Raw genomic sequence first — 25889 nt, forward strand, 5'->3', positions numbered from 1 at the left:
CTTGTCACACGTGCTCGGGCGGGTTGATCCGCGACGTGTCGATCGCGGAGGCGGAGGTGCCCCACTTCTTGAGGATCCGGGCGTAGGTGCCGTTCTCGATCAGCTCGTTGACGGCTGCCCGGAAGGCCTCGGTGAGCGGGGAGCCCTTCTTGAACGCGAAGCCGACGTCGAGGCGGTGGAACTCCCCGAGGAAGGCCGTCTGCGACGCGGGCTGTGCCGCCTGGTAGCGCAGGCCGTTGATGGTCGACATGATCACGTCGATACGGCCCTGCTGGAGCGCGGTGAGCGTGGCCGCGTTCTCCGAGTAGACCTTGACGTCGTAGGGCTTCTTGCCGGCCTTCGCGCACACCCCCTTCTGCGCGGTGAGGGTCGCCTCGAAGGTGGTGCCGGCGCCCGTGCCGATGGTCAGCCCGCACAGCTGGGTGAGGTCGGTGACCTTCGCCTTGAGGGCGGTGTTGCCCTTCTTCACCGCGAAACCCTGGCCGTCGTTGATGTAGGTGACGAAGTCGATGGTCTTCAGGCGCTCGCCGGTGACGCCGAAGTTGCCCGTGCCGAAGTCGTACTTGCCGCTGCCGAGGGCGGGCAGGATCGTCTCGAAGGAGGCGTCCTGACGCTCCAGCCCGACGCCGAGCACCTTGGCCACCGCGTCGGCGAGGTCGATGTCCTGGCCGGCGGGCGCCTTGTCCGTGCCGTTCGGGTAGTAGGCCCCGGGCGGGAATCCGACCGAGCTGCCGACGCGCAGCTTGCCCGCCTTGCGTACGTCTGCGGGGAGCAGGGCGGCGGCGGAGTCCACCTTGGGGACGGTGGCCACCGGGTCGTCGGTCGGTGCGGGAGAGGCCTCCGCACCGGCTGCCGCCGTGCCGCTGGTGTCGCCGGAGCCGCAGGCCGTCAGCGCGAGCAGGGGCAGCAGAGCGAGGGCGGCGGTGCCGCGCAGCCGGGTTCCGAGCGTGCGGATGTTCACTGGGCGGGGGCCTTTCCCGTGCGTTCCTGCACTGCGAGGTGCTTCTCGAAGGGCAGCGGGCCGATGGTCTCCGGGTCGGCCTCCGTGTCGAACAGCGGTGTGTAGCCGGTGGCCAGGTACAGGCCGCGGGCCTCGGGCTGGCGTGGTCCGGTGGTCAGGTACACGCGGCGATATCCCCGGTCGCTCGCCTCGCGTTCCAGTTCGGCCACGACGCGGCGGGCGAGGCCACGTCGGCGGTGGGCGGAGTGCGTCCAGATCCGCTTCAGTTCCGCGGTGGTCGGGTCGTACCGGCGGAAGGCGCCGCCCGCGACCGGCTCTCCGGCCTCGACGAGGAGCAGCAGGACGCCGCCGTGCGGCGCCGTGAACTCCTCGTCGGGGTAGCGTGCGAGCTCGGCGTGGGCGTCCCGGCCGTAGCGTCTGGAGTATTCGTCGCCGAGTTCGCGCAGCAGCGGCTCGACCCTGGTGTCGGAGACGGGCACTTCAATGACCGTCAACTCCGGTGCGGAGGTCATGCGTTCACCGCCACCGGGGTCCGCGTCCCGCGCGCCGCCCGCTCGGCGTCGCGCTTGGCGACCTCCTCGCGGACGATCGGGATCACGTGCCGGCCGAAGTCGATGGCGTCGCCCAGCAGGTCGTAGCCGCGGGCGGAGAGGATGTCGACGCCGAGGTCGTAGTAGTCGAGGAGCGCCTGGGCGACCGTCTCCGGGGTGCCGACCAAGGCGTTGGAGTTGCCCGCGCCGCCGGTCGCGGCGGCGGTCGGGGTCCACAGGGCGCGGTCGTACCGCTCCCCGGCCTCGGCGATGGCGATCAGGCGCTGCGAGCCCGTGTTCTGCGGCTGCACGTGTCCGTTGTGGCGCTTGGTGATCGCCTCGCCCCGCTCCCTGCGGGCCTTGATCGCACCGACCGTGCGGTGCGCCTTCTCCCAGGCCAGTTCCTCGGTCGGGGCGATGATCGGGCGGAAGGCGACCTGGATGCGGGGCACGTCGGTACGGCCCGCGGCCTTCGCGGCGGCCTGCACGTTCTCGATCTGCTCGGCGGTCTTCGCCAGGGGTTCGCCCCAGAGGCAGTAGATGTCGGCCTCGGCGCCTCCGGCGGCCAGCGCGGCGGGCGACGAACCGCCGAACGACACGTTGGGGCGGGGCTGCTGGACCGGGAAGACGTCGCTGACGAAGTCGCGGAAGCGGTAGTGCTCGCCCTCGTGGTCGAACGGCTCGTGGGTGGTCCAGATCTTCTTGACGATACGGATGTACTCGCTGGTGCGGGAGTAGCGCTCGTCCTTGGTGAGCGTGTCGCCCTCGCGGCCCTGCTCGTGGTCGCTGCCGCCGGTGATGAAGTGCACGGTCAGCCGGCCGTCGCTGATCTGGTCGAGGGTGGCGAACGTCTTCGCGGCGAAGGTGGGGTACGAGACGTTGGGCCGGTGGGCGAGCAGGATCTGGAGGCGGTCCAGCCGGCTGGCGATGTATGCGGCGGCCGGTGCGGGGTCCGGCGATCCCGAGCCGTAGGCGAACAGCACCCGGTCCCAGTCGTGGTCCTCGTGCGCCCGTGCGAGGCGGAGCGTGTAGTCCTTGTCGAAGGCGGCGCCGGAGCGCGGCGTGGTTTCGGAGCCGTTGTTCGTGGCGGCTATACCGAGGAACTCCACGGGCATGGGAATGACCTCTCGGGTAATGCGCGGGCGGGCAGGCATGACTGAACTGCCTGGTACGCAAAGGTGAATGGGGCGAGTGAATTCAATGCGAACGTGACGACGCAAAGCGTCGGAAAGTGGTGCTGCGGCAGCGCGCGCAGAAAGGAGAACTCGGCCCGCGACGGGGTCACCGAGGGAGGGAAGGGCCGGTCAGAGGGCCCGCTGCCGAGTCAGGCGCAACACGCCGCGGACCACACTCGACCGAAGTCGATGTAATCGCGCGAGACCAAGCGCTGCTGGGCAGTCATGCGACCAATTGAGCAGTACATCGTGCTCCCCGTCAAGCAGCTCCCGGATACCGGAACGCCTGGACATCCGCGTCCCGGCCCGCTGTTGACACATCGATGGCATGGGCACATACGATCGACGGCGGATCGGCTCCGCGTTGCGCGGCAGCCTATCCGGCCGCGTTGAGGGACGTGGCGAGCGTGATGACGCCGGCCCCCGGCCGCACCCAGTGCCCCTGGGGTCACCCACGCCTGCGTTCCCTCTCCCGGAGAGCCTCCTCATGGTCACGTCGCCCGATCTCACGTCCAGTCCCGCCACGAAGAGTCCCCCGCCGGTCGACGTCGACCCGCCTCGGATCGTCCCGCGCCGGCACGCGGGCCGGTGGCTGGCCGCCGCCGTCGCGCTGCTGTTCTTCGCGATGGTGCTCAACTCCGTGATCCGCAACGACGCCTTCCAGTGGGATGTGGTGGGCCGGTACTTCACCACCGCCGCCGTGCTCGACGGACTGCTGCTCTCACTGTGGCTGACCGCTGTGGTGATGGTGCTCGGCTTTCTGCTGGGCACCCTGCTCGCGGTGATGCGGCTCTCCGCCAACCCGGTGCTGCGCACCCTGAGTTGGGGCTATGTGTGGATCTTCCGGTCCACGCCCCTGCTGGTGCAGCTGCTGTTCTGGTTCAACATCGGGGCCCTGTATCCGACGCTCGGCCTCGGCATCCCGTTCGGCCCGGAATTCATCACCTTCAAGACGGTCAATCTGCTCGGGCCCACCCTCACCGCCGTCATCGGCCTGACCCTGCACGAGACCGCCTACGCCGCCGAGGTGGTGCGCGGCGGCATCCTCTCCGTGGACGCCGGGCAGACCGAGGCCGCCCAGGCACTCGGGCTGAGCAGACGCCGCACCCTGCGCCGGATCGTCGTGCCGCAGGCGATGCGCTCGATCGTGCCGACGGCCGGGAACATGCTGATCGGCACCCTCAAGGGCACCAGCATCGTCAGCGTGCTGGCCGTGCACGACCTGCTGTACTCGGTGCAGTTGATCTACAACCAGACGTACCAGATCATCCCGCTGCTGATGGTCGCCACCCTGTGGTACATCGCGGTCACCACGGTGCTGAGCGCGGGCCAGTTCTACGTCGAGCGGTACTACGCGCGCGGCAACTCCCGCACCCTGCCGCCCACTCCGCTCCAGCGACTGCGCGGCCACCTGACCGCTGTGCGCCTTCGGCTGCGGGCGGCGACGGCGGCGGACGCCCGCCCGGCGATCGGCGGTGACCGGTGAGCGGCAGCCCTGCCACCGCGGTCCTGGCCGTCGTGGGCGCGGGCCCGCGTGCCACGGGCCTGCTGGAGCGCATCGGCGCCAACGCCCCCGAACTGTGGGACGGGAAAGGGGAGTTGCGCATCCATCTGATCGACCCGCATCCGCCCGGGCCGGGTCGGGTATGGCGGGACGAACAGTCCGCGTTGCTGCGGATGAACTCGATGGCGGAGGACGTCACGATGTTCACCGACGAGTCGTCCACCATCGACGGTCCGGTACGGCCCGGACCGTCGCTCGCCGAGTGGGCCGCCCAGTTCTCCGGCCGGGGTCCGCGCCACGCGCCGTACGCCGAGCCCGCCGACCCGGAGGTGCTCGCCGAACTGCGCTCGCTCGGCGGGACGGACTTCCCCACCCGCCGGGCCCAGAGCGCCTATCTGGACTGGGTGTTCCGCAGGGCGCTGGCCCAGCTGCCGCCCACCGTCACGGTCGAGTGGCACCGCACGACCGCGACCGCGGTCACCGGTTCCCCGGACGGCCCGCAGTACGTGCACCTGGCCGGCCGCGCCACACCCCTCACCGCCGACCTCGTGGTCCTGGCCCAGGGACACATCGGCTCCACCCCGGCCGCGGAACACCGCGCCCACGCCGCCTTCGCCCGCCGCCACCACCGCTTCCACCTGCCGCCCGAGTTCTCCGCCGACGCCGACCTGTCCGCACTGCGGCCCGGCGAACACGTCGTCCTGCGCGGCTTCGGGCTCGCCTTCATCGACCTGATGGCCCTGCTCACCGAGGGCCGCGGCGGCACCTACCGCACCGAGGCCGACGGCAGCCTCACCTACCTGCCGTCGGGTCGTGAGCCCGTACTCCACGTCGGATCGCGGCGGGGAGTGCCGTACCACTCCAAGACCCGCTACCAGCTCCAGGGCCCCAGGCCACCGCTGCCCCGGCACTTCGGTCCCGAAGCGGTCGATGCGCTGCTCGCCGAGGGGCGCCCGCTGGATCTGCGGCGCGATGTGTGGCCGCTGATGGCCAAGGAGATCGGCTTCGGCCACTACCACGAGCTCTTCCACGCCCACCCCGAGCGCACCACCGTCCCCTGGCCGGACTTCGTCGCCGCCTACGACCGTCTGGACTGGTACGCCGACGACATGGCCGGCCTCGTCGCCGCGGCCGTACCCGACCCGGCGGACCGGCTGGACTTCGAGACACTTGACCACCCCCTGGACGGTCTCGCCTTCCCCGCGCCGGACGCCTTCCAGGCGCACTTGCGGGAGCGGATCGCCCGGGACGTCGCCCGCCGCGAGGACCCGGAGTTCAGTGCCGACCTCGGGGCGTTCCTCGCGCTGCTCTCCGTCTACGGGCAGCTGCCCCGCCTGGTGGCCGGCGGACGGCTGACCGCCCGGTCCGTCGCCGAGCAGCTCGACGGCTGGTGGCACGGGTTCTTCAGCTTCCTGGCCTCCGGGCCGCCCGGCTTCCGGCTGCGCCAGCTGCTCGCCCTGTCCCGGGCCGGGGTCGTCCGCTTCCTGGGCGCCGGCATCCGGATCGGTACCGACGAGGCGACCGGCACCTTCACCGCGGCCGGCTCCACCGTCCCCGGGCACACGCTCCACGCCACCGCCCTGATCGAGGCGTATCTGCCCCGCCCCTCCCTCGACCGCACCGAGGACCCCCTCCTGCGTGACCTGCACCGGGCCGGCGCCCTCACCGAGGAGGTCATCGCCGACCCCACCCACACCCACCGCTCCGGCCTGCTGGCCGTCTCCGCCGCGGACGGCCGCGTCCTCGACCCGTCCCTCGGCGGCACGCACCCACGCCGCATCGCCCTCGGCGCCCCCACCAACAGCCGGGCCGTCGCCGCGTTCGCCCGCCCGCGCACGAACGCCCCCGCCTTCCGCCAGAACGACGCGGTGGCGCGTGCACTGCTGTGTGCCCTGAGCTCGCAGTTCCCAAAGGGAGAGATGGCAACGTCCACTATGTGAAATCCCTCTTGGGGTGAGCGCCGCCTTCTGCCACGATCCCCATCAATCAGGTAGGAAAACTAGGAATCGGTGGGGTGGGGGTGGCCATGACTGTGCGCGATCACGCAGGCCTCGTCCGGCCCCTTCTGACCTCGCGTCGCCACATCGATTTCGCGCGTACGTCCAGCGCCATCTGTCGGCTCGTCTGAAGCCGTTCGCGGAGCCTGCCCGTGCTCCGCGCAAGCGCCGCCGTTCTCCGACGTACTCCCGCACCCCCCTGTCACTCACCTGCCACTCACCTCCGAGAGGACACCTCCGTGTCTGCCGCAAGACCGCTCACCACCCTGCGCACCCTCGCCGCCATAGCGGCGCTCCCCCTGCTGCTGACCGCCTGCGGCTACGGCGCCGACTCCACCGACGACGGCAAGCAGGCCGAGGTCGCGGCGGACGCCAAGAAGCTCTCCGTCGACGAGGTGAAGATCGGCTACTTCCCCAACCTCACGCATGCCACCGCGCTGGTGGGCGTCCAGGAGGGCCTGTTCCAGAAGGAGCTCGGCGGCACCACGATCAAGCCCTCGACGTTCAACGCCGGGCCGTCGGAGATCGAGGCGCTGAACTCCGGCTCCATCGACATCGGCTGGATCGGCCCGTCGCCCGCGATCAACGGCTACACCAAGGCGGCCGGGAAGAACCTGCGGATCATCTCGGGGTCGGCCTCGGGCGGGGTGAAGCTCGTCGTCAACCCGGAGAAGATCAAGTCCCTCAAGGACGTCAAGGGCAAGAAGATCGCCACGCCACAGCACGGCAACACGCAGGACGTGGCGCTGCTCAACTGGATCTCCGAGCAGGGCTGGAAGGTCGACGCGGAGAGCGGCAAGGGTGACGTCTCGGTCGTCCGCACCGACAACAAGATCACGCCGGACGCCTACAAGTCCGGCTCCATCGACGGTGCCTGGGTGCCGGAGCCGACCGCGTCCAAGCTGGTCGCCGAGGGCGGCAAGGTGCTCCTGGACGAGGCCGACCTGTGGCCGGACAAGAAGTTCGTGATCACGAACATCATCGTGCGGCAGGACTTCCTCAAGGAGCACCCGGACGTCGTCGAGGCCGTGCTGCGCGGTTCGGTGAAGACCAACGAGTGGATCAACGCCAACCCGGACAAGGCCAAGGCCTCCGCGAACAAGGCCCTGGAAGAGCTCTCCGGAAAGGCCCTGCCCGCCGAGGTCATCGACCCGGCGTGGAAGTCGATCACCTTCCTCGACGACCCGCTGGCCGCGACCCTCGACAGCGAGGCGGAGCACGCGGTGAAGGCCGGCCTGCTGGAGGAGCCCGACCTCAAGGGCATCTACGACCTCACCTCACTCAACAAGGTCCTCAAGGCCGACGGCAAGGACGAGGTCGACGACGCCGGTCTCGGCGTCAAGTAACCACCGCATCCGCCCAGTTCCCAGGAGGTGACGACCATGGCCACCCCGACGGCCACGACCGCGAAGGTCGCCGAGGACGCCGCGACGGTGACGTATGCCGCGCGTGTCGCGCATGTCTCGAAGTCCTTCGCCGGCCCCGCCGGGCAGCAACTCGTCCTCGACGACATCACCCTCGATGTCGCACCCGGCGAGTTCGTCACCCTCCTGGGGGCCTCCGGCTGCGGCAAGTCGACGCTGCTGAACCTGGTCGCGGGGCTGGATCTGCCGTCCGCCGGTTCGATCGGCACCGACGGCAGGCCCGCCCTGATGTTCCAGGAACACGCGTTGTTCCCCTGGCTGACCGCCGGAAAGAACATCGAGCTCGCGCTCAAGCTGCGCGGGGTCGCCAAGACGGAACGCCGCCCCGAGGCGGAGCGGCTGCTCGAACTCGTCCGGCTGCAGGGGGCGTACGGCAAGCGGGTGCACGAGCTGTCGGGCGGTATGCGGCAGCGGGTTGCCCTGGCGCGGGCGCTGGCCCAGGACAGCCGGCTGCTGCTGATGGACGAGCCGTTCGCGGCGCTGGATGCGATCACGCGGGACGTGCTGCACGACGAACTGACCCGTATCTGGCGGGAGACGGGGGTGTCCGTGCTGTTCGTGACGCACAACGTCCGCGAGGCGGTCCGCCTGGCCCAGCGCGTGGTGCTGCTGTCCTCCCGCCCCGGCCGCATCGCCCGGGAGTGGACGGTCGACATCCCGCATCCGCGTCGTATCGAGGACACCGAAGTCGCCGAGCTGTCCGTCGAGATCACCGAAGAACTGCGTGGGGAGATCCGCCGCCATGGCCGGCACTGACAACCGCGTCGACATCAAGGTCGACGTCACCAAGGACGGCTCCGAGACGGCCGGGGCGCCGCAGGATCCCAACGATCTGGCGGGACTTGAAGCCGGGCTCGACGCGCTGGATGCGGTGCAGGTGGGCCGTACGCCGTTGCGCGAGACCCTGGTCCGCAAAGTGCTGCCGCCCGTCACCGCTGTCGCTTTGGTGCTGGTGGTCTGGCAGTTGCTGGTGTGGGCCGAGGTCGCCCCCGACTACAAGCTGGCCTCGCCGTCCGACGTGTGGGGCGAGGTCCGCGAGGCCTGGCTCCAGGGCACGTTGCTCGACTACATCTGGACATCCGTCTCTCGCGGCCTCCTCGGATTCCTCCTGGCCCTCGCCATCGGTACGCCGCTCGGTCTGCTGGTCGCCCGGGTGAGGTTCGTCCGGGCGGCCATCGGTCCCATCCTGTCGGGCCTTCAGTCGCTGCCGTCGGTGGCCTGGGTGCCGCCGGCCGTGCTCTGGCTGGGCCTCAACAACTCGATGATGTACGCCGTGATCCTGCTCGGCGCGGTCCCGTCCATCGCCAACGGCCTCGTCGCGGGCATCGACCAGATCCCCCCGCTGTTCCTGCGCGCCGGGCGGACCCTGGGCGCGACCGGGCTGCGCGAGGCCTGGCACATCGTGATGCCGGGGGCGCTCCCGGGCTATCTCGCCGGCCTGAAGCAGGGCTGGGCGTTCTCCTGGCGGTCACTGATGGCCGCCGAGATCATCGCCTCCTCCCCCGATCTCGGCGTCGGCCTCGGCCAGTTGCTGGAGAACGGCCGCAACAACAGCAGCATGCCTCAGGTGTTCCTGGCCATCTTCCTGATCCTCCTTGTCGGAATCGCCATCGACCTGCTGATCTTCAGCCCGCTGGAGCGGCGGGTGCTGCGGGGGCGGGGGTTGTTGGCTGCTCGCTGAGGGGGGGCGGGATGGGGCCGGTCCCGGGACCGGGGCGGCGGCCGCTCGGGGGGTGCCGCAGTGCGGCGGGCCCTGGGCGGGCCGGGATGAGCCGAGCCAAGCTGAGCCGCCGTCACCGAGTTCGCACGGACGGGCTACCACGGCATCTCGACCGACTCGATCGCGAAACCCTGACCAGAACACTGCAGCTCAGCGGCGCGCAAGCACACGCTGCGCAACGCCACACAGTGGGACGCCACACCTTGGGACGACGTCGTCGCCAAGCTCGGCCACGAACACCTGCGCCGCCACGACCTCCTGCACACCGGACTCACCTGGTTGGCCGACGCCGGAGTCCAACTCCACGTCCTGCGCAGGATTGTGCTGCGCGCACCGCGCTCGCGAAATGATCAAGGGCCGGTTTCGGATACCTCCGAAACCGGCCCTGACCTGTGACTGTCTCCAGTCGGGACGACAGGATTTGAACCTGCGACCCCTTGACCCCCAGTCAAGTGCGCTACCAAGCTGCGCCACGTCCCGATGCCTGCCGCGCGGTGAACCGCGTGATCATGCAGGTCAACCCTACCTCATGGGCGCCCCGCCCCAGCCGGTCCGACCTCTTGACCCATTATTGCTGCTACCTATAATTGCTTAACTCAAGGAGGGCCGGTCCGCTGCGGGGCAGGCCCCCGGGCCGCGACCGAACGGAAGCCATATGTCCCTCCTGACCCGGCCTGCGGTGGCCGGCCTCGTCGCCAAGGTCATGCAGCGGGTGACCGTCATGGCGGACCGGCGTTCCGGCGGCCGGGGCTCCGCCGCCGCCTCGCACGCCCGCTTCCCCGAATGTCCGCGCAGGATACGCGAGTTGACGATCCCAACGTCGATCGCTCCCGCCCGGGCCACGGTGTATCTGCCCGCCCATGACGAGCCGGCCCCGCCCGTGCACGTCAACTTCCACGGTGGCGGCTACGTGATGACGCTGACCGAGCTGGACGATCCGCTGTGCCGGTTCCTAGCCGCCGAGGCGGGGGCCGTCGTGATCAACGTGGACTATGTCGTCGCGCCGCAGCATCCGTTCCCGGCGCCGCCCCGGCAGGCGTACGAGATCGTTCGGTGGGTCGCGGCGCACGGGGCCGAGGAGGGGTGGGACGGCGGGCGGCTCACCGTGGGCGGGCAGAGCGCCGGCGGCGGGCTCGCGGCGGCCGTGGCGCGGCAGGCCTTCGAGGAGGGCGGGCCGTCGATCGCGCTCCAGGTGCTGCACTATCCGCCGCTCGACCTGGCGACGGGCGTCCGGAACAAGCGCGCCGCCATAGCCAAGCCGCTGCTGCGGCCCTGGATGGGCGACGTCTTCGACACGTCGTACGTCCCGGATGTCCGGCGGCGCCTCGATCCGCTCGTGTCCCCGGCGCACCCTTCGGACACCGCCGCTCTGAAAGGCATCGCGCCCGCCCTGGTGATCACCGCCGAGTACGACCTGCTCCGGGCCGAGGGCGAGCGTTACGCGGAGCGGCTCCGGGGCGTCGGTGCGCTGGTCGACCACCATGAGGTGCGCGGCGCCGATCACGGGTACGACGGGATCGACGACGAGAAGGCGCGGGACGTTTACACGATCATCGCGCGGCGGATCCGGGAGGCCGTCGAGGCCTGACGGGACGGCGAGGCGGCGGGGCGGCGGGGCAGTGCGGGACCTAAGAGCCCAGCCCGCTCTGCCCGTTGGCGACCACTGGTTGCCTCTCCTCGGCCACGCGGGTCCCGGCCCTCGCCACTGGCATGCCGTACTCGTCCGGGGACGGGACGCGCACGTTCACCGGGACCACCGGGACCACCGGCACAACAACCGAACTCCGGTCGGCCGAGGGCCAGATGGGCTGAGCCGCCGGGCCGGACGTCGGGGTGGTCCGGGAGCCTCGCCCCGGGCCCCCGGACCTCCCTACGCCGAACCCCGACATCAGCAGGGCCACGGCCACGACCACCCACCACGGCAGGCCCGCCTTGGCCATGAACGCGACGACGGCTGCCAGCGCGAGAAGTGCCGTCACGTCCCTGCTCCCCCTTTACCGAACAACTCAACAGCCCCGGGCGCACCGAGAGGTGCCCTCCATCACTACGGGCATATGACGCAACAATACGCGAGACCGTCGTATAACCCAGTTCGGCTCATCTGTACATATGGTTCGTCAGTACATATGACGGGCGGTCAGTGTGCTCCTACGAGTTTCTGCTCGCTGTCACTCCCAGCGGTCCGTTGCGAGCCGCGCAGTGCGGCGATCCCGATGAAGACCATCGACGACAGGCCGGCCAGGGCGAACGCGGTGAAGCCCCAGTCGCCCTTGTTCGCGGCGAGCAACTGGCCGCCCAGCCACGGCCCGAAGACGGCACCGAAGCGGCCCATGCCGGAGGTCCAGCCGACGGCGGTGGCGCGGTTGTCGGGGCGAGAGCGGATCGAGACGGTCGCGTAGATCATGGTCTGCGCGCTGTTCAGGAACACCCCGGTGAGGAACACCACCGCGAAGGTGAGCGCCAGCGGCATGTGCACGCTGAGCAGGAAGACGCCGGCGGCGGTCAGCGCGAACCAGATCGCCGAGATCCGCGGGGCGCCGAACCGGTCGGCGGCGCGGCCGGCGACGAGCATGCCGACGATGCCGCCGAGGTTGAACAGGACCACGAAGGTCAGTGCGGAGCCGAGGTTGTAGCCCTCACCTCGCATCAGGGTGGGCAGCCAGGTGGCGACGCCGTAGACGAGGAGGAGCCCGCCGAAGGAGGCCAGCCAGTACAGCAGGGTCTGGCTCCACTCACCGCCGCGGAACAGGCCGGCCAGGGAGTTCCAGCGGCCGGCGGCGACCTGACTGTCGGCGGAGGCGGAGGCGGAGGCGGCGGCGGAGGCGGCGGGGGCGGGGGCGGTCGGCAACGCGACCTCGTAGCGCCGCGCCAGCTCGCCGGCCTCCTCGCCGCGACCCTTGGCGACCAGGAAGCTCAGCGACTCCGGCAGGAACCCGACCAGGACCGGCACGAACAGCAGTGGGAGCACGCAGAACCAGAACGCGGCCCGCCAGCCCAGGGGTTCGACGACCCAGAGGGCGACATATGCGGAGAGGATTCCGCCGGCGTGGTGTCCGGTCATCAGCATGCCGATGGTGAGAGCGCCGCGGCCGCGCGGGGCGTAGTCGGAGACCATGCTGATCGCGGTCGGCAGCAGACCGCCCAGGCCGATGCCGGCGAGCGTGCGGCCGAGGCCGAACACCCCGACGCTGCCCGCCGTCGCGCACAGAGCAGAGGCGAGCGAGAACAGCGCGACGCAGGCGACCATCAGCTTCTTGCGGCCGATCCGGTCGGCGACCGTGCCCGCGGTCAGGGCACCGACCAGCATGCCGAACGTGGCGTAACTGCCCAGGTCGCCGGCCTGGTCCGGGGTGAGGCCGAGGGCCTTCTGCTCCAGCATGTGGGGCAGCACCGAGCCGTAGATGAACATGTCCAGGCCGTCGAAGAGGACGGCCAGCCAGCACAGGCCGACGGCGAGGACGGCCAGTCTGCCGACGCGAGCGGTTGGGGAGGGGGAGGAGGACATCCTTGTTTTCCTCTCGTGCGTTGTGCGCCAGACGCTAAGGAGCGGGGAGCGAGAGAGTCAACATTTTTGTCAACAATCTCAGCGACAATTCAGGGCTGCTCAAGTAAGCGTCCGGCGCGGAGCGCCTTCTCAGGCGACCGGCGGCGTCCCGTGCGTGTGGAAGGACTCGATCGTCTTCAGGCCCCACGCCTGCCCCTTGGCCCGCTCGGCCTCGGTCCAGGTGATCAGCGGCCAGTCCGGGGCCAGCACCAGCCGCGTGAGCGGGTTGCACAGCTCGATGCGGTTGCCGCCGGGCTCGTAGACGTACAGGAAGAACGTCTGCTGGATGGCGTGCTTGTGCGGGCCCGTCTCGATGAACACGCCGGTGTCGACGGCGAGGTCGGCGGCGCGCAGGATGTCCTCGCGGGTGTCGGCCGCGAAGGCGATGTGGTGCAGCCGGCCGGTGGAGCCGGTCCAGTCCGAGGTGTAGACGACGTCGTACGACTTGTCGGTGAAGGTCAGCCAACGGGCCGCGATGGTCCCGGAGTCGAGCCGGATCTGCTCGGTGGGCCGGGCGCCCAGCACCTGTTCCTGGAACTCGGCGTTGGCGAGCACGTCGGCGGCCAGGAAGTTGACGTGGTCCAGCCGCCGTACGCCCACGCCCCGGTTGGGCTTGGCCTGCGGCTGGTTCTTCAGCGCGGGCTTCAGCTCCGCCGGTGCCCGGTAGTGCTCGCTCTCCCAATAGAGGGCGTGTTCGTGCCCGTCGGGGTCGGTGGTCAGGTACAGCCTGCCGATGCCGGGCTCGTCCTCGACCCACTTGCCGGAGCCGCCCGCGGCCTCGATCGCCTTGATACGGCGGTGCAGAGCCTCCTCGCTGGAGGTGCGCAGGGCGAGCCGGCCGAGGCCCGGCTGGTCGCGGGCGGTGAGGACCAGGCTGTGGTGCTCGTAGTCGTCGTAGGTCCGCAGGTAGGCGCTGTCGCCGTGCTGCCCGTTGACGGTGAGGCCCAGGTAGTCGGTGAAGAAGGCGACGCTGGCGTCCAGGTCCGGGGTGAACAGCTGGGCGTGGCCGATGTGGGCGATGTCGCCGAGCGGCGGGGTCATCGGGGGCCTCCGGGGGTGGGTTCGGGGAGTGGGGCCGTCCCGGCGGACCGGGGGAAGACGGTGCCGTCGAGGATCTTGCGGGCGGTGCGGACAACGGCCGTACGGCGGGCTGTGGGCAGGCCCGCCGAGTCGGTGCCGAGGCTGCTCTCGATGTCCAGGTAGCCCGTGGGGTGTTCGATGCGGACCCAATCGCCCTCGGGAGACAGTTCCGCGAGCTCCGCGCCGACGCCTCCTTCGAGGCGCAGTCCGGCGGCGACACCGGCCGCGCCGAGCACGCCGATCGACGTGTGGCAGCGGACCGGGATGAAGGTGCGGGTGGTGACCGCGCCGCCGTTGCGGGGCGAGGCGAGGAGCGTGACCTTGGGGACGGTGGCGTCCGAGACGTCACCGAGGCCCATCAACTTGCCTGCGGCCAGCCGGAGTTTCCTCAGCCGGGCGGCGAGAGCCAGGTCCTCCTCCAGCTCCTTGGGCGTCTCGTAGCCAGTGACCTTGAGCGCGGTGGCCCGGACGAGGACGGTCGGCATGCCGTTGTCCACACAGGTCACGGGGATGCCGTCGATCTCGTCACGGGCGTTCTCGGTGGGGAGCAACTGCCTTGTGCCGGGCGGGAATTCGATCAACACGGGGGCTGCCGTGCCGGGCACGCCCGAGATCTCGGCATCCCCCGTGTAGTCCACGCGGCCACCCGGGGTCGGGAAGGTCACGGTGGCGAAGTCGCCGGTGTTGACCATGCGGATGCGTACGGAGGTCCGCTCCTCCCCCGCTGCGACGAGACCGCGTTCGACGGCGAACGGCCCGATGCCCGCGAGGATGTTCCCGCAGTTCTGACGAGCACTCACCTCCGGCTTGGTGACGGTCACTTGGAGGAAGAGGTAGTCGACATCGGCTCCCGGGTCCGACGAAGGCGACACCACGGCGACCTTGCTCGTGAGCGGGTGCGCACCGCCCAGGCCGTCGATCTGCCGCTCGTCGGGGCTGCCCATGATGCGCAGCAGCAGCTCGTCGCGGGCGCCGGGGTCGGCGGGCAGGTCCGTGGCAAGGAAGTAGGCACCCTTGGAGGTGCCGCCGCGCATCAGCATGCAGCGGACCGCCGCCGGCCCGGTCACGGCTGTGCCTCCCCACGGACGTACTCGTCATAGGACTTGTACGTCACGCCGAGCCGTACGAGCGTCTCCCGCAACCCGTAGCGGTCCAGGCCCAGTTGGCCGCTCAGGAAGGCGGCGCGGGTCGCGGCCTCCTTGGCCTCGCGTGCCTCGGCCCTCGCGGCCGTCTCCCGAGCGCTCTCGCGGGGTACGACCACGACGCCGTCGTCGTCGGCGAGGATCACGTCGCCGGGGCGGACGGCCTGGCCGTCGATGGCGATCGGCACGTTCACGGAGCCGCCGGTGGCCTTGACCGTGCCCTGCGAGGACACCGCCCGGGACCAGGCGGCGAAGCCCATGTCCCGCAGCTCCTGGGTGTCGCGGATGCCTGTGCTGAGCACGACACCACGCGCGCCGCGCTGCTGGAGGGCGGTCGCGAACAGCTCTCCGAACAGACCGTCCGTGCAGGGCGAGGTCGTCGTGACGACCAGGATGTCGCCCTCGCCGCACTGCTCCACGGCGGCGTGGATCATGAGGTTGTCGCCGGGCCAGCTCAGCACCGTGACGGCCGTGCCGGCGACCCGTACGCCCTGCTGGACGGGGCGGATCCCCGGTCCCAGCAAGCCGGTTCGGCCCATCGCCTCGCTCACCGTCGCCACGCCGAAGCCGGCCAGCGCGTCGACGTCCCTACGCTCAGCCCTGGGCGGGTTGGTGACGATCACGCCGCTCATGCCAGCTCCTTCGCGATCTGCGGGAAGGGGCGCATGTAGGCCTCGGCCATGGTCCCGTGGGCCAGTCCCAGGTTGGGTCCCGCGTTGCGCCTGAGCTGGACGCCGCGGCGGACGGCGAGGTCGGTGTAGTAGTCCCAGAGGTGCTGCTGGGCGCCGAGGCACTCCATGGCCGCCCGCTTGGTCTCCCACACCTCGGTGATGTCGAGCAGGACCTCGGGGCGGAAGCCGCTCATCTCGGGCTGGTGCGGCTCGAAGTAGAAGACCGGCGGGGCGCCGATGATGCCGCCGTCCCCCGGGTAGCCGATGGCCTGCGCGAGGATCCGGGCTTCGAGGGCCATGCGGTTGGCGGCCGGGTGGTCGCCGTTGTAGGGGTCCTCGGCCGGGTGGGTGAGCACCACGTCGGGCTGCGTCTCGCGATGGACGGCGACGAGCCGGTCGGTCAGCTCGGCGGTGGCGAGCAGCGGATAGTCGCCGGCGTCGAAGAAGCGGACCTCGGCGCCGAGGGTGGCGGCGGCACGTTCGGCCTCGCCCTGGCGTATCGCCTTGATCTCCTCCAGTTTCCTGCCCTCGCGCCATGCCTTGGCGGACTCGCCGCGCTCACCGAAGGTCAGACAGGCGATGGTGACCTTCTCGCCGCGGGAGGCGGCCAGGGCGATGGCTCCGCCCGCCCGCCACACGAAGTCGCCGGCGTGAGCGGTGATGACGAGGGTCGAGCGTGATGGGGTCGGGGGCGCATCGGCGTGCGTCATTGCGGGTCTTCTCCTTGGGTGACAGGTGTGCGCCCGCCCCCTGACGCGCCGTCGTGCTGCGACGTGTACGACTCAGTCGCGCAGCGCCTCGATCACGCTGGCGAGGTGGGCGCGGACGGCCGCCTCGGCCGCCTGCGGGTCCCTGGCCCGGATCGCCTCGATCATGGCCAGGTGCTCGTTCAGGGAGTGCTGCGGACGCCCCGGCCTGAGCGCCAACTGGAAGCGGTGGCGCACCAGTTGTGCGTTGAGCCGCTCCAGCAGTTCCACGGCCGTGCGCTGGCCGGAGAACTCCCGGATTCTGGCGTGCAGTTCCTGGTTCAGCTCCGAGTACGTCATCGGCTCGCCGTCGGCCACGGCCTTGGTCATCGCCGCGCCGAGGTCCGCCAGTTGGGTCAGCTGCTCGTCGCCGGCCGCGACGGCCGCCTTGGCCGCGCACAGCCCTTCCAGGACCATGCGGCACTCGGTGATGGCGACCGCTTCCTCCACGGTCACCACCCGCACCCGCGAGCCGCGGTTGCGGATGCGCTCGACCAGTCCCTGTGCCTCCAGATCGATGAGTGCCGCGCGGATGCTGGCCCGTGTCACACCGAACTGCTCGGCGAGTTCGTTCTCCACCAGCCGCTGCGCCGGTGCCATCTCGCCGTGCAGGATCGCCTGCCGCAGCTGCGCGAGCGCATGCTGCTTGGCCTGCTCTCCGGTGCTCGGACGGGCTTCCTTCGGCATGTGCCCTCCCTGAGTGAGTGCCTGTCGAACGTAAATCTAGCCAAACAGAATTGTCAACAATTTTGTCCGCCGTATTGGGCGCAAGGCCGTCCCGAGCGCAGTCGGGAGGTCCGCGGTGACGACGGAGTGTCTGCCCGGGGCCGCCGACACCCCACACCCTGTCCACGCCTCCGTCCCGCTCACCCCGGCTAGGGTCGCCGCATGACGCACAGCTTCGTACTGCACATCCCCGACGCCGAGCTCGAACCCGAGCCCCTCGACCCCGAGCAGATCGTCGCCGGCACGCCCGAGGTGACCGGCAAGGTGGTCTGGGAGTCGGAGGACGGGCGTCAGATCCGGGGCATCTGGCAGATCACGCCCGGCGTGGTCACCGACACGGAGGCCGACGAGCTGTTCGTCGTCATCAGCGGGTCGGCAACCATCGAGGTCGAGGGCGGGGCGACGCTGACGGTGGGGCCCGGCGACATGGCCGTACTGCGCGAGGGCGACCGTACGACGTGGACGGTGCACGAGACACTGCGCAAGGCCTACGCGATCAACCAGTGAGCGGGGGCGCCGTCGAGCCCCGGATCTCCAACGTCGGTGCCGCGAGCCGGACTTCGCCCGCTCCGCCGGCGCCCTCGAACCGTTCGAGCAGACAGCGGGCCGCACGCCGGCCGACCTCGTGGCTGGCGTTGTCGACGCTGGTGAGCCAGACGTGGCGCAGGCGGGCGATGCTCGTGTTGTCGTAGCCGACGACGGACAGGTCGCGCGGCACCCGCAGGCCCGACTCGTCGGCCGCCGACAGGGCGCCGATGGCGGCGATGTCGTTGACGGCGAAGACGGCCGTCGGCCGGTCCGCCCGGCTCAGCAGACGGATCGTGGTGCGGTAGCCGCCCTCCTCGGTCATGTCGCTCGCCTCGACGACCGCCTCGGCCGCGAGGCCGTGCTCCCGCATGGTCGCCTCGAAGCTGCGCCGGCGCAGTTCACCGACCGCGCCGTACCCCGCGATGTGCGCGACGCGCCGGTGTCCGAGGCCGATGAGGTGCTCGGTGACCAGGCGGGCGCCCCGTTCGTCGTCGTTGGAGACGACGTCCACGCCGGGCAGCCGCGGCTCCCGCGCGCCCGCCACCACCACCGGGAGGCGCTCGGCGACAGTTCCGAGCGCGGCCGGGTCCGGCAGTGTGCCGACGACGATCAGGCCGTCGACCCCGAGGTCCAGGAAGGGACCGGTCGGGTCCTGTCCGGTACGGCGGTTGAGCCGGGCGTCGGCCAGCAGCATGTGCAGGCCGTTGTCGTGCAGGAGCGAGTTCAGACCGTCGAGCATGTCGACGAACCAGGGGTTGCGCAGGTCGTTCAGGAGGACGCCGACCGTGCGGGTGCGCTGCTCACTGAGGCTGCGCGCGGCGGCGTTCGGGCGGTAGCCGAGCTCGCGCACCGCCCGCAGGACGGCCTCCCGCTTCTCCGGGCGCACCTGGTCCGAACCGCGCAGCACCAGCGAGACCAGCGACTTGGAGACGCCGGCCCGGTCGGCCACATCACGGATCGTCGGCGCTCTCATGAACATGGACCGTTCCATGCGGTGCTCACCTTGTCAAAGGGACCGGGAAAGGGTTGACACCGGCGCCGAGCCGCACCCAAGGTGATTTGGACAGTAGATGGACCGGTCCAAAGGAAGCCAGAGAAGGGCTGCAATGGTGGATACGCTCGGTGTCGCCGTCGTCGGATTCGGCTGGATGGGGCGGGTGCACACGCAGGCGTACGCCCGTGTCCCGCACCACTACCCGCAGCTGGCCCTGCGTCCGCAGCTCGTGACCGTCGCCGAGGAGGTGCCGGGCCGGGCCGAGGAGGCCGCCGCACAGTTCGGGTTCGCGTCGACGACCCGTGACTGGCGCGAGGTGGCCGCCGACCCGCGTGTGCGGGCCGTCAGCATCACCGCGCCGAACTTCCTGCACCGCGAGATCGGCGTCGCGATGGCGGCGGCCGGCAAGCACATCTGGATCGAGAAGCCGGTGGGCCTGACCGTCGCGGACGCCCAGGCGGTCGCCGACGCCGTCGCCAAGGCCGGCGTCCAGGGCGCGGTCGGCTTCAACTACCGCAACGCACCCGCCGTGGAGGCGGCCCGCGACCTCATCGCGGCCGGCGAGATCGGCACCGTCACCCACGTCCGCGTCCGCCTCTTCAGCGACTACGCCGCCCACCCCGACGGCGCCCTGACCTGGCGGTACGAGAAGGAGCGCGGCGGCAGCGGGGTGCTGGGCGACCTCGCTTCGCACGGCGCGGACCTGGCCCGCCATCTGCTCGGCGACATCGCCTCCCTGACCGCCGACACGGCGATCTTCCTGCCGGAGCGGGCCCGCCCCACCGGCGCCACGGCCGGCCACAGCCGCGCCACCGGGGGCGAGCTCGGCCCGGTCGAGAACGAGGACTACGTCAACTGCCTGCTGCGCTTCGCCTCCGGCGCCCGCGGCGTGCTGGAGGCATGCCGGGTCTCGGTCGGCGAGCAGAACAACTACGGCTTCGAGGTGCACGGCACCGAGGGCGCGGTCTTCTGGGACTTCCGCCGGATGAACGAACTCGGCATCAGCCGCGGTACGACCTACCAGGACCAGCCGGTCAGCACGGTGTACGTCGGCCCGGGCGACGGCGAGTTCGGCGCCTTCCAGCCGGGCGCTGCGAACGCCATGGGCTACGACGACCTGAAGGTCATCGAGGCGTACCGCTTCCTGCGCTCGGTCGCCGAGGGCGTCCCGCACGGGGCCACCCTTCAGGACGCGGTGCGCAGCGCCGCCGTACTGGACGCGATGGCGCGGTCGGCCGAGAGCCGCGCGTGGGTGTCCGTGGACGCGTAGCCGGGGCGGTCAGGGGTCGGCGCGCCGGCGGGCGCGCCGACCGACGAAGAACTTGAGCGGGATCAGGACGAGCCACCACCACGCGGCGGCGGCCCCGGCGACCAGCGTGAGCGGGATGGTGAGGAGGAACACCGTCACGGTCACGGCGAGATCGAGGGCGTAGAGCCCGAAGCCGCCCACCGGGGTGACGTCGCCGCGCAGCCACGGGCGCCGGGCCAGTACGGCGACCATGGCGAGGTGGGCGGCTCCGAGCGCCGCGACCGACGCGGCATAGATGGCGACCGAGACGGGGTCCCGGCCGTACTCGGAGATCAGCCTGGTGGGGAACGGCAGCAGCGCCGCGATGCCCAGGCCGAAGACGGACAGGGTGATGAGCTGTCCGTCGACCTCGCGCACGGTGCGGAAGATGCTGCGGTGGTCGCGCCAGAAGCTGCCCAGCACCACCACGCTGAGGGCGTAGGCGCCGAAGTCCGGGAGCACGTCGCGCAACGCGTCGTGGTACTCCCGCTCGGTCAGCTCCCGCGGCACGGTGAGGTCAAGGACGAGCAGGGTGATGGCGATGGCGAACACGCCGTCGGCGAGCGCCAGCAGCCGTTCGGGCCCACCGTCCGGGTTCGATTTCCACATGCGCATGACGGTAGGGAGCCAGGGCGCGTCGAGCGGGCGTACACGCCAGGGGCGCGGCCGCGATCGTCATCCGATGGGCGTGGGCATGTTGTACGGGGTCACCACCTGGATCGCCGACGGCAGCGTGGGCCCCGCGGGCGGCAGCGCGCCGTGGGCCCGCATGACGATGTGGCAGGCCTCGCGCATGTCCTGGCGCAGGTCGTGATGGAGGACGGCGGACAGGCGGTGCTCGCGCAGCAGGCGGGTGTTGTCGTGGTCGAGGTCGTGCGCGACGAACACCGCGCACCGTCGGCCGAGGTCCTCGAAGGCCCGCAGCGTGGCGATGTTGCCGCCGCCGATCGAGTAGACCGCGCGGATCTCCGGGTCGCGCTCCAAGGCGGCCCTCACCAGGTCGTACTGGGTGGCGTCCAGGCCCTGTCCCTCGGCGAGTTCGACCAGCGTGCGCTGGGGGTGCCGGGCGCGCATGGCGCTGCGGAAGCCCATCTCGCGCTCCTCCTCGTTGCGGAAGAAGCCGCTGCTGAGGCTCGTGAGGACATGGCCGGGACGGTCGCCGATCCACTGGTCCATGAGGTACGCGGCGGTCGCCCCGGCGGCCCGGTTGTCTATGCCGACGTACGCGAGGCGGGGAGTGGACGGCAGGTCCGTCACGAGGGTCACCACGGGGATGCCGGACTCCGCGAGCCGCGCGACGGCGGCGGTGATCCCGGGGACGTCCGGGGCCTTCAGGATCACGCCCTGCGAACCGCGCCGGCCGATCCGGTCCAGAGTCCTCGTCAGCTCCTCCACCGGGCCCGTCTCGCGGAAGTGGAAACGCGAACGCACGACGGCCGGATGCAGGGCCGGCAGTTCGGCCTCCAGGGCGGCCCGTACGGCCGTGGAGAACCGCTCCGGCGTCTGCATCACTATGTCGATCATGAAGGTACGGCCCACCAGCCGGACCTGTGTGCGCTGCCGGTCCAGGTCGGCTATCGCCTGGCTGACCTCGCGCGCGGTGCTCTCCCGCACCCCTCCCCGCCCGTTCAGAACCCGGTCGACCGTGGCCTCGCTCAGGCCCGCCTGACGGGCGATCTCACGGATCGGGAACGGGTGGCCCATGCGACGGCTCCTTGAGGGGTTTTTGATGGTCGCCTGCTGGTTGTTCGAGGGGATTGTCATGACAAGAATGGCATCGCTGAGTCGCCCCTGTCACCGAGAGGACACCGATGTCCTTCACCCCCGTACACCACCGGGCCTGGCTGTCCGAGCACGACTGCGACCTCGCCGACTTCCGTGAGGTGGTCGAGCGGACCACGGACCTCGCCGACCACCCGTACGCCTCCTCTGTGGAGCGCAACGTCCTGATCTACGACAGCGACCGCCTCCGCGAGGCCGAGGACAGCAGGGCGGTGCGGGCCGAGCTGGTGCGCGCCCTCACCGACGGGCCGGGCATCGTGGTCTTCCGGGGCGCCTTCCCGAACCCCGAGATCGCCGACCGGCTGAGCGCCGTGTTCGACGCCCTGATCGCCGAGCAGCGCGCCTCGGGTGCGAGCGCCGGGGACCACTTCGCCAAGCCGGGCGCCAACGACCGGGTCTGGAACGCGCTGGAGAAGGCGGCCCTCTACGACCCCGAGGCGTTCGCCGACTACTACGCCAACGACATCCTCGCGCTGGTCTCCCGCGCCTGGCTCGGCCCCGGCTACCAGGTGACCTCGCAGGTGAACGTCGTCAACCCGGGCGGCGCGGCGCAGACCGTGCACCGCGACTACCACCTGGGCTTCCTCCCCAACGAGGTCGCGGCCGCCTTCCCGGCCCATGTCCACGTCCTCTCCCCCGTGCTCACCCTCCAGGGCGCCGTCGCGCACTGCGACATGCCGGTGGAGTCCGGGCCGACGATGTACCTGCCGTACTCGCAGAGGTACGAGCCGGGCTACCTGGCCTGGCGACTGCCCGAGTTCCAGGAGTACTTCGAGGCGCACCACGTCCAGCTCCCGCTCGCCCAGGGCGACGCGGCCTTCTTCAACCCGGCGCTGTTCCACGCGGCCGGCACCAACCGGTCGGCGGACATCCGGCGGATGGCGAACCTCCTCCAGGTGTCCTCCGCGTTCGGACGGGCGATGGAGACGGTGGACCGCGAGGCCGTCACGAACGCCGTCTACCCCGTGCTGCTGGCGCGCGCGGGCGTGGACGAGGCGTGGGCGGCGAACGTCATCGCCGCGAGCGCCGAGGGCTACCCCTTCCCCACGAACCTCGACAGCGACCCGCCGGTCGACGGCCTGGCCCCGCCCTCCCAGGCGGACGCCGTACGGCGCGCGCTGCGCGAGGCATGGACTCCCGAAGCTCTGCGGGACGAGCTACGGGCCGGCGCCGAGCGGCGCCAGAGCTGAAAGGACCCGGAAAGACATGGGACTTCTCGACGACAAGGTCGTCCTCGTCAACGGCGGAAGCCAGGGCGTGGGTGCCGCCATCGCGCGGGCTGCCGTGCGCGAGGGGGCGGTCGTGGCCGTCACCGGGCGGCGCACCGAACCCGGTGAAGCCCTGGTGGCCGAGCTGGCCGCCGCCGGGGGCAAGGCGCTGTTCGTGCGGGCCGACCTGTCGGACGCCGAGCAGGCGAAGGCCTCCGTCGCCGAGGTCGTCGACGCGTACGGCCGGATCGACTGCCTGGTCAACTCGGCGGGGCTGACGTCCCGCGGCACCCTGCTCGACACCACGCCCGAGCTGTTCGACCAGCACATCGCGATCAACCTCAAGGCGCCGTTCTTCGCCATGCAGGCCGCCGTCCAGGACATGGTCGCCCGCAAGGCGCCCGGCACGATCGTCAACATCATCACGTCCTCGGCACACGGCGGGCAGCCGTTCCTCGCCCCGTACGTCTCCGCCAAGGCCGGCCTCATCGGCCTGACCCGCAACGCCGCGCACGCCCACCGCTGGGACCGGGTCCGCATCAACGGCCTGAACATCGGCTGGACGGCCACCGAGGGCGAGGACGCCACACAGAAGGCCTTCCACGCTGCCGACGACGGCTGGCGCGAGTCGGCTGCCGCCGGGCTGCCGATGGGAAAGCTCGGACAACCGGACGAGATCGCCGACTTCGTGGTGTTCCTGCTGTCGGAGCGGTCCGGGGTGGTCACGGGATCGGTGATCGACTGGGACCAGAACGTCCTGGGCGGCCTCGACTAGATCTTCGTCAGCGCTCCGACCTCTCCCCCGCAAGCCCCGTACCCAAGGAAGCAGAACCATGCGTATCGGAATCCTCGGCCTCGGCCGCATCGGCGCCTTCCACGCCGAGACCCTCTCCGGACTCGACGCGGTCGACTCCCTCGTCGTCACCGACCCGTTCGCGGACGCCGCCAAGGCCGCCGCGGAGCGGTTCGGCGCCGAGGTCGTGGACTCGCCCGAGGCCCTGCTGGCCGCCGGCGTGGACGGCATCGTCGTCGCAGCGGCGACCGACGCCCACCCCGCGCTGATCCTGGCCGGCGTCGAGGCCGGCATCCCCGTCTTCTGCGAGAAGCCGGTCGCCAGGACCATGGCCGAGGGCGTCGAGGTCCTCAAGGCCGTCCAGGGCAAGGACGTGCCGATCCAGATCGGCTACAACCGCCGCTTCGACGCCGGGTTCGTCAACGCCCGCGCCGCCGTGCAGAACGGCGAGCTCGGCAAGCTGCACACGGTCCGCTCGACCACGCTGGACCCGGCGCCGCCGCCCGCCGCGTACATCGCCGCCTCCGGTGGCATCTTCCGGGACTGCTCGGTGCACGACTTCGACATCATCCGCTGGGTGACCGGCCGCGAGGTGAGGGAGGTGTACGCCGTCGGCGGCAACAGGGGCGCCGACTACATCAAGGAGGCGGGTGACGCCGACACCACCGGCGCGATCCTCACCCTGGACGACGGCACGATCGCGGTCGTCTCCAACTCCCGCCACAACGCCCGGGGTCACGACGTCCGCATGGAGATCCACGGCTTCACGGACTCCATCGCGGTCGGCCTGGAGGACAAGCTGCCGCTGCGCTCGGTCGAGCCGGGCGTGACCTTCCCGGCGGGCACCCCGCACGACTTCTTCATGGACCGCTTCAGCGCCGCCTACCGCGCCGAACTCACCGCGTTCACCGAGGTCGTGGCGGGTACCCGGCCCTCGCCGTGCACGATCGAGGACGCCCTGGAGGCGGGCTGGATCGCCGACGCCTGCACACTGTCGCTGCACGAGCACCGTCCGGTGACGATCGAGGAGGTACGGCAGGGATGAACGATTCGGGCCGGGAACCGCTGCGCATCGGGGTGCTGGGCGCGGCACGCATCACCGAGCTCTCCCTCGTCGGTCCGGCCCGGACGACCGGCCACCGCCTCGTGGCGGTGGCCGCGCGCGACCGGGCCCGCGCCGCGGCGTTCGCCGACGAGCACGACGTGGAGCGGGTGGTGGACTCCTACGCCGACCTGCTCGCCGACCCCGAGGTCGAGGTCGTCTACAACCCGCTCGCCAACGGCCTGCACGGGCCCTGGAATCTCGCCGCGCTCGCGGCCGGCAAGCACGTCCTGACGGAGAAGCCGTCGGCGAGCAACGCCGAGGAGGCGGCCGAGGTACGGGAGGCGGTCGCCAAGTCCGGGAGCGTCTTCATGGAGGCGTTCCACTACCTCTTCCACCCGGTCACCCGGCGCCTGCACGAGATCGTGGCCGGCGGTGAACTGGGCGAGTTGCAGCGGGTGGAGACGCTCGTCGCGATCCCGGCACCGGGCGATCCGGACCCGCGCTGGTCGCTGCCCCTCGCGGGCGGCGCCGTGATGGACCTCGGCTGCTACAGCCTGCACGCGGTGCGGATGCTCGCGCCCTGGGCCGGCGGTGCGCCGCGCCTCGTCTCCGCGCGCGGCGGGGAGCGGGCCGGGGCTCCGGGCGTCGACGAGTGGCTGGACGCCGAGCTGGAGTTCCCCGGCGGGGCGACCGCGTCAGCGCGGTGTCATATGGCGTTCGGCGAGCTGGAGATGAGCTGCCGGATCGTCGGCTCGCACGGCGAGGCGTTCGCGCCGAACTTCGTGCTGCCGCACCGCGACGACCGGGTCGTGGTGCGTACGGCGCAGGGCGAGCGGACGGAGCGGCTGGGCACGCGCTCGTCGTACACCTACCAACTGGAGGCGCTCGCCGCGCACATCCGCCGGGACGCCCCGCTCGCGCTGGACGCGGACGACGCGCTGGCGACGATGTCGCTGATCGACGAGGCCTACCGGGCTGCCGGGTTCGAGCCGCGGCCGCGTAGCGCGCTCGCGCGCTGAGTACGCAGACCG

At 71.0% G+C, this 25889-nt stretch carries 26 protein-coding genes, 1 tRNA gene and 1 pseudogene; 14 read left to right on the plus strand and 14 right to left on the minus strand.

Annotation, left to right across the window (positions count from 1 at the left end):
* Positions 1-4: 4 nt before the first annotated feature.
* From OG331_RS10235 to OG331_RS10245, 3 genes are read right to left on the minus strand one after another with little or no spacing between them, the layout of a single operon-like run.
* Positions 5-961, minus strand: coding sequence for an ABC transporter substrate-binding protein (locus OG331_RS10235; protein ID WP_406194194.1), 957 nt, complete (start codon positions 959-961; stop codon positions 5-7).
* Positions 958-1473, minus strand: a complete 516-nt coding sequence (locus OG331_RS10240) for a GNAT family N-acetyltransferase (RefSeq protein WP_406194196.1) — start codon at positions 1471-1473, stop codon at positions 958-960. Before OG331_RS10240 ends, OG331_RS10235 begins: the two co-directional genes overlap by 4 nt.
* Positions 1470-2606, minus strand: a complete 1137-nt coding sequence (locus tag OG331_RS10245; RefSeq protein ID WP_406194199.1) for an LLM class flavin-dependent oxidoreductase — start codon at positions 2604-2606, stop codon at positions 1470-1472. The genes OG331_RS10240 and OG331_RS10245 overlap by 4 nt, the downstream gene beginning before the upstream one ends.
* Before the next feature lie 547 nt (positions 2607-3153).
* Here OG331_RS10245 and OG331_RS10250 point away from each other — a divergent pair.
* The 7 genes and pseudogenes from OG331_RS10250 to OG331_RS10280 form a co-directional block, all read left to right on the plus strand.
* Entirely contained in the window at positions 3154-4152 is a 999-nt protein-coding gene (locus OG331_RS10250; RefSeq protein WP_406194202.1) for an amino acid ABC transporter permease, read from the plus strand.
* Entirely contained in the window at positions 4149-6110 is a 1962-nt protein-coding gene (locus OG331_RS10255) for an FAD/NAD(P)-binding protein (protein ID WP_406194205.1), read from the plus strand. Before OG331_RS10250 ends, OG331_RS10255 begins: the two co-directional genes overlap by 4 nt.
* An 86-nt stretch (positions 6111-6196) precedes the next feature.
* On the plus strand, positions 6197-6298 hold the full coding sequence (locus tag OG331_RS10260) for a putative leader peptide (RefSeq protein WP_363034319.1): 102 nt from the start codon (positions 6197-6199) through the stop codon (positions 6296-6298).
* A 108-nt stretch (positions 6299-6406) separates the two neighbouring features.
* Entirely contained in the window at positions 6407-7513 is a 1107-nt protein-coding gene (locus tag OG331_RS10265) for an ABC transporter substrate-binding protein (protein ID WP_406194208.1), read from the plus strand.
* A gap of 36 nt (positions 7514-7549) precedes the next feature.
* The gene (locus OG331_RS10270; protein ID WP_406194210.1) at positions 7550-8347 is read left to right on the plus strand and encodes an ABC transporter ATP-binding protein; all 798 of its coding nucleotides are present in this window, start codon (positions 7550-7552) and stop codon (positions 8345-8347) included.
* Positions 8334-9272, plus strand: coding sequence for an ABC transporter permease (locus OG331_RS10275; protein ID WP_406194212.1), 939 nt, complete (start codon positions 8334-8336; stop codon positions 9270-9272). Before OG331_RS10270 ends, OG331_RS10275 begins: the two co-directional genes overlap by 14 nt.
* Before the next feature lie 231 nt (positions 9273-9503).
* Positions 9504-9632, plus strand: a pseudogene (locus OG331_RS10280) (site-specific integrase); the annotation flags it as partial.
* 85 nt (positions 9633-9717) lie between these two features.
* Here OG331_RS10280 and OG331_RS10285 read toward each other — a convergent pair.
* Positions 9718-9791: transfer RNA gene (locus OG331_RS10285), tRNA-Pro, on the minus strand.
* A 175-nt stretch (positions 9792-9966) separates the two neighbouring features.
* Between OG331_RS10285 and OG331_RS10290 the strand changes: the two genes are divergently transcribed.
* Complete coding sequence (locus OG331_RS10290; RefSeq protein WP_406194214.1) at positions 9967-10899, plus strand: alpha/beta hydrolase; 933 nt, start codon at positions 9967-9969, stop codon at positions 10897-10899.
* A 40-nt stretch (positions 10900-10939) separates the two neighbouring features.
* On the opposite strand, the gene OG331_RS10295 is transcribed toward OG331_RS10290, so the two are convergent.
* The 7 genes from OG331_RS10295 to OG331_RS10325 form a co-directional block, all read right to left on the minus strand.
* Positions 10940-11290: a hypothetical protein gene (locus OG331_RS10295; RefSeq protein WP_406194216.1), complete on the minus strand. Its 351-nt coding sequence runs from the start codon at positions 11288-11290 to the stop codon at positions 10940-10942.
* Between the two features lie 158 nt (positions 11291-11448).
* Positions 11449-12816, minus strand: coding sequence for an MFS transporter (locus OG331_RS10300; RefSeq protein WP_406194218.1), 1368 nt, complete (start codon positions 12814-12816; stop codon positions 11449-11451).
* 129 nt (positions 12817-12945) lie between these two features.
* Positions 12946-13896: a catechol 2,3-dioxygenase gene (locus OG331_RS10305; RefSeq protein ID WP_406194220.1), complete on the minus strand. Its 951-nt coding sequence runs from the start codon at positions 13894-13896 to the stop codon at positions 12946-12948.
* A complete protein-coding gene (locus OG331_RS10310) occupies positions 13893-15002 on the minus strand; it encodes a 4-oxalomesaconate tautomerase (RefSeq protein ID WP_406194222.1) in 1110 nt (369 codons plus the stop codon). The genes OG331_RS10305 and OG331_RS10310 overlap by 4 nt, the downstream gene beginning before the upstream one ends.
* The gene (locus OG331_RS10315) at positions 14999-15709 is read right to left on the minus strand and encodes a 4-carboxy-4-hydroxy-2-oxoadipate aldolase/oxaloacetate decarboxylase (protein WP_406194225.1); all 711 of its coding nucleotides are present in this window, start codon (positions 15707-15709) and stop codon (positions 14999-15001) included. The genes OG331_RS10310 and OG331_RS10315 overlap by 4 nt, the downstream gene beginning before the upstream one ends.
* Positions 15706-16458 (minus strand): PIG-L deacetylase family protein, encoded by a 753-nt coding sequence (locus OG331_RS10320; protein WP_406194228.1) that lies wholly within the window; start codon positions 16456-16458, stop codon positions 15706-15708. The genes OG331_RS10315 and OG331_RS10320 overlap by 4 nt, the downstream gene beginning before the upstream one ends.
* 72 nt (positions 16459-16530) lie before the next feature.
* Complete coding sequence (locus tag OG331_RS10325) at positions 16531-17181, minus strand: GntR family transcriptional regulator (protein ID WP_406194231.1); 651 nt, start codon at positions 17179-17181, stop codon at positions 16531-16533.
* A gap of 201 nt (positions 17182-17382) precedes the next feature.
* Between OG331_RS10325 and OG331_RS10330 the strand changes: the two genes are divergently transcribed.
* Positions 17383-17727 carry a cupin domain-containing protein gene (locus tag OG331_RS10330; RefSeq protein WP_406194233.1) on the plus strand — a complete coding sequence of 115 codons (345 nt, stop codon included), beginning with the start codon at positions 17383-17385 and terminating at the stop codon, positions 17725-17727.
* On the opposite strand, the gene OG331_RS10335 is transcribed toward OG331_RS10330, so the two are convergent.
* Complete coding sequence (locus tag OG331_RS10335) at positions 17717-18721, minus strand: LacI family DNA-binding transcriptional regulator (RefSeq protein ID WP_406209893.1); 1005 nt, start codon at positions 18719-18721, stop codon at positions 17717-17719. The two genes, OG331_RS10330 and OG331_RS10335, sit on opposite strands and share 11 nt — an antisense overlap.
* 133 nt (positions 18722-18854) lie before the next feature.
* Between OG331_RS10335 and OG331_RS10340 the strand changes: the two genes are divergently transcribed.
* On the plus strand, positions 18855-20012 hold the full coding sequence (locus tag OG331_RS10340; RefSeq protein ID WP_406194236.1) for a Gfo/Idh/MocA family protein: 1158 nt from the start codon (positions 18855-18857) through the stop codon (positions 20010-20012).
* 9 nt (positions 20013-20021) lie between these two features.
* Here the strand turns inward: OG331_RS10340 and OG331_RS10345 are convergent, their stop codons facing one another.
* Together OG331_RS10345 and OG331_RS10350 are read right to left on the minus strand one after the other, a co-directional pair.
* On the minus strand, positions 20022-20639 hold the full coding sequence (locus OG331_RS10345; RefSeq protein WP_406194239.1) for a TMEM175 family protein: 618 nt from the start codon (positions 20637-20639) through the stop codon (positions 20022-20024).
* 66 nt (positions 20640-20705) lie between these two features.
* On the minus strand, positions 20706-21734 hold the full coding sequence (locus tag OG331_RS10350) for a LacI family DNA-binding transcriptional regulator (protein WP_406209896.1): 1029 nt from the start codon (positions 21732-21734) through the stop codon (positions 20706-20708).
* A 107-nt stretch (positions 21735-21841) separates the two neighbouring features.
* Here OG331_RS10350 and OG331_RS10355 point away from each other — a divergent pair, with 107 nt between their 5' ends.
* From OG331_RS10355 to OG331_RS10370, 4 genes are read left to right on the plus strand one after another with little or no spacing between them, the layout of a single operon-like run.
* A complete protein-coding gene (locus OG331_RS10355) occupies positions 21842-23002 on the plus strand; it encodes a phytanoyl-CoA dioxygenase family protein (protein WP_406194241.1) in 1161 nt (386 codons plus the stop codon).
* Positions 23003-23018: 16 nt separating this feature from the next.
* Positions 23019-23795, plus strand: a complete 777-nt coding sequence (locus tag OG331_RS10360) for an SDR family oxidoreductase (protein ID WP_406194244.1) — start codon at positions 23019-23021, stop codon at positions 23793-23795.
* 58 nt (positions 23796-23853) lie between these two features.
* Entirely contained in the window at positions 23854-24858 is a 1005-nt protein-coding gene (locus tag OG331_RS10365) for a Gfo/Idh/MocA family oxidoreductase (protein ID WP_406194246.1), read from the plus strand.
* Entirely contained in the window at positions 24855-25877 is a 1023-nt protein-coding gene (locus OG331_RS10370; protein WP_406194248.1) for a Gfo/Idh/MocA family protein, read from the plus strand. The genes OG331_RS10365 and OG331_RS10370 overlap by 4 nt, the downstream gene beginning before the upstream one ends.
* The last annotated feature ends 12 nt before the right edge of the window (positions 25878-25889 follow it).

It is taken from the genome of Streptomyces sp. NBC_01017 (genome assembly GCF_045162795.1).
Classification (GTDB): Bacteria; Actinomycetota; Actinomycetes; order Streptomycetales; family Streptomycetaceae; genus Streptomyces; species Streptomyces machairae.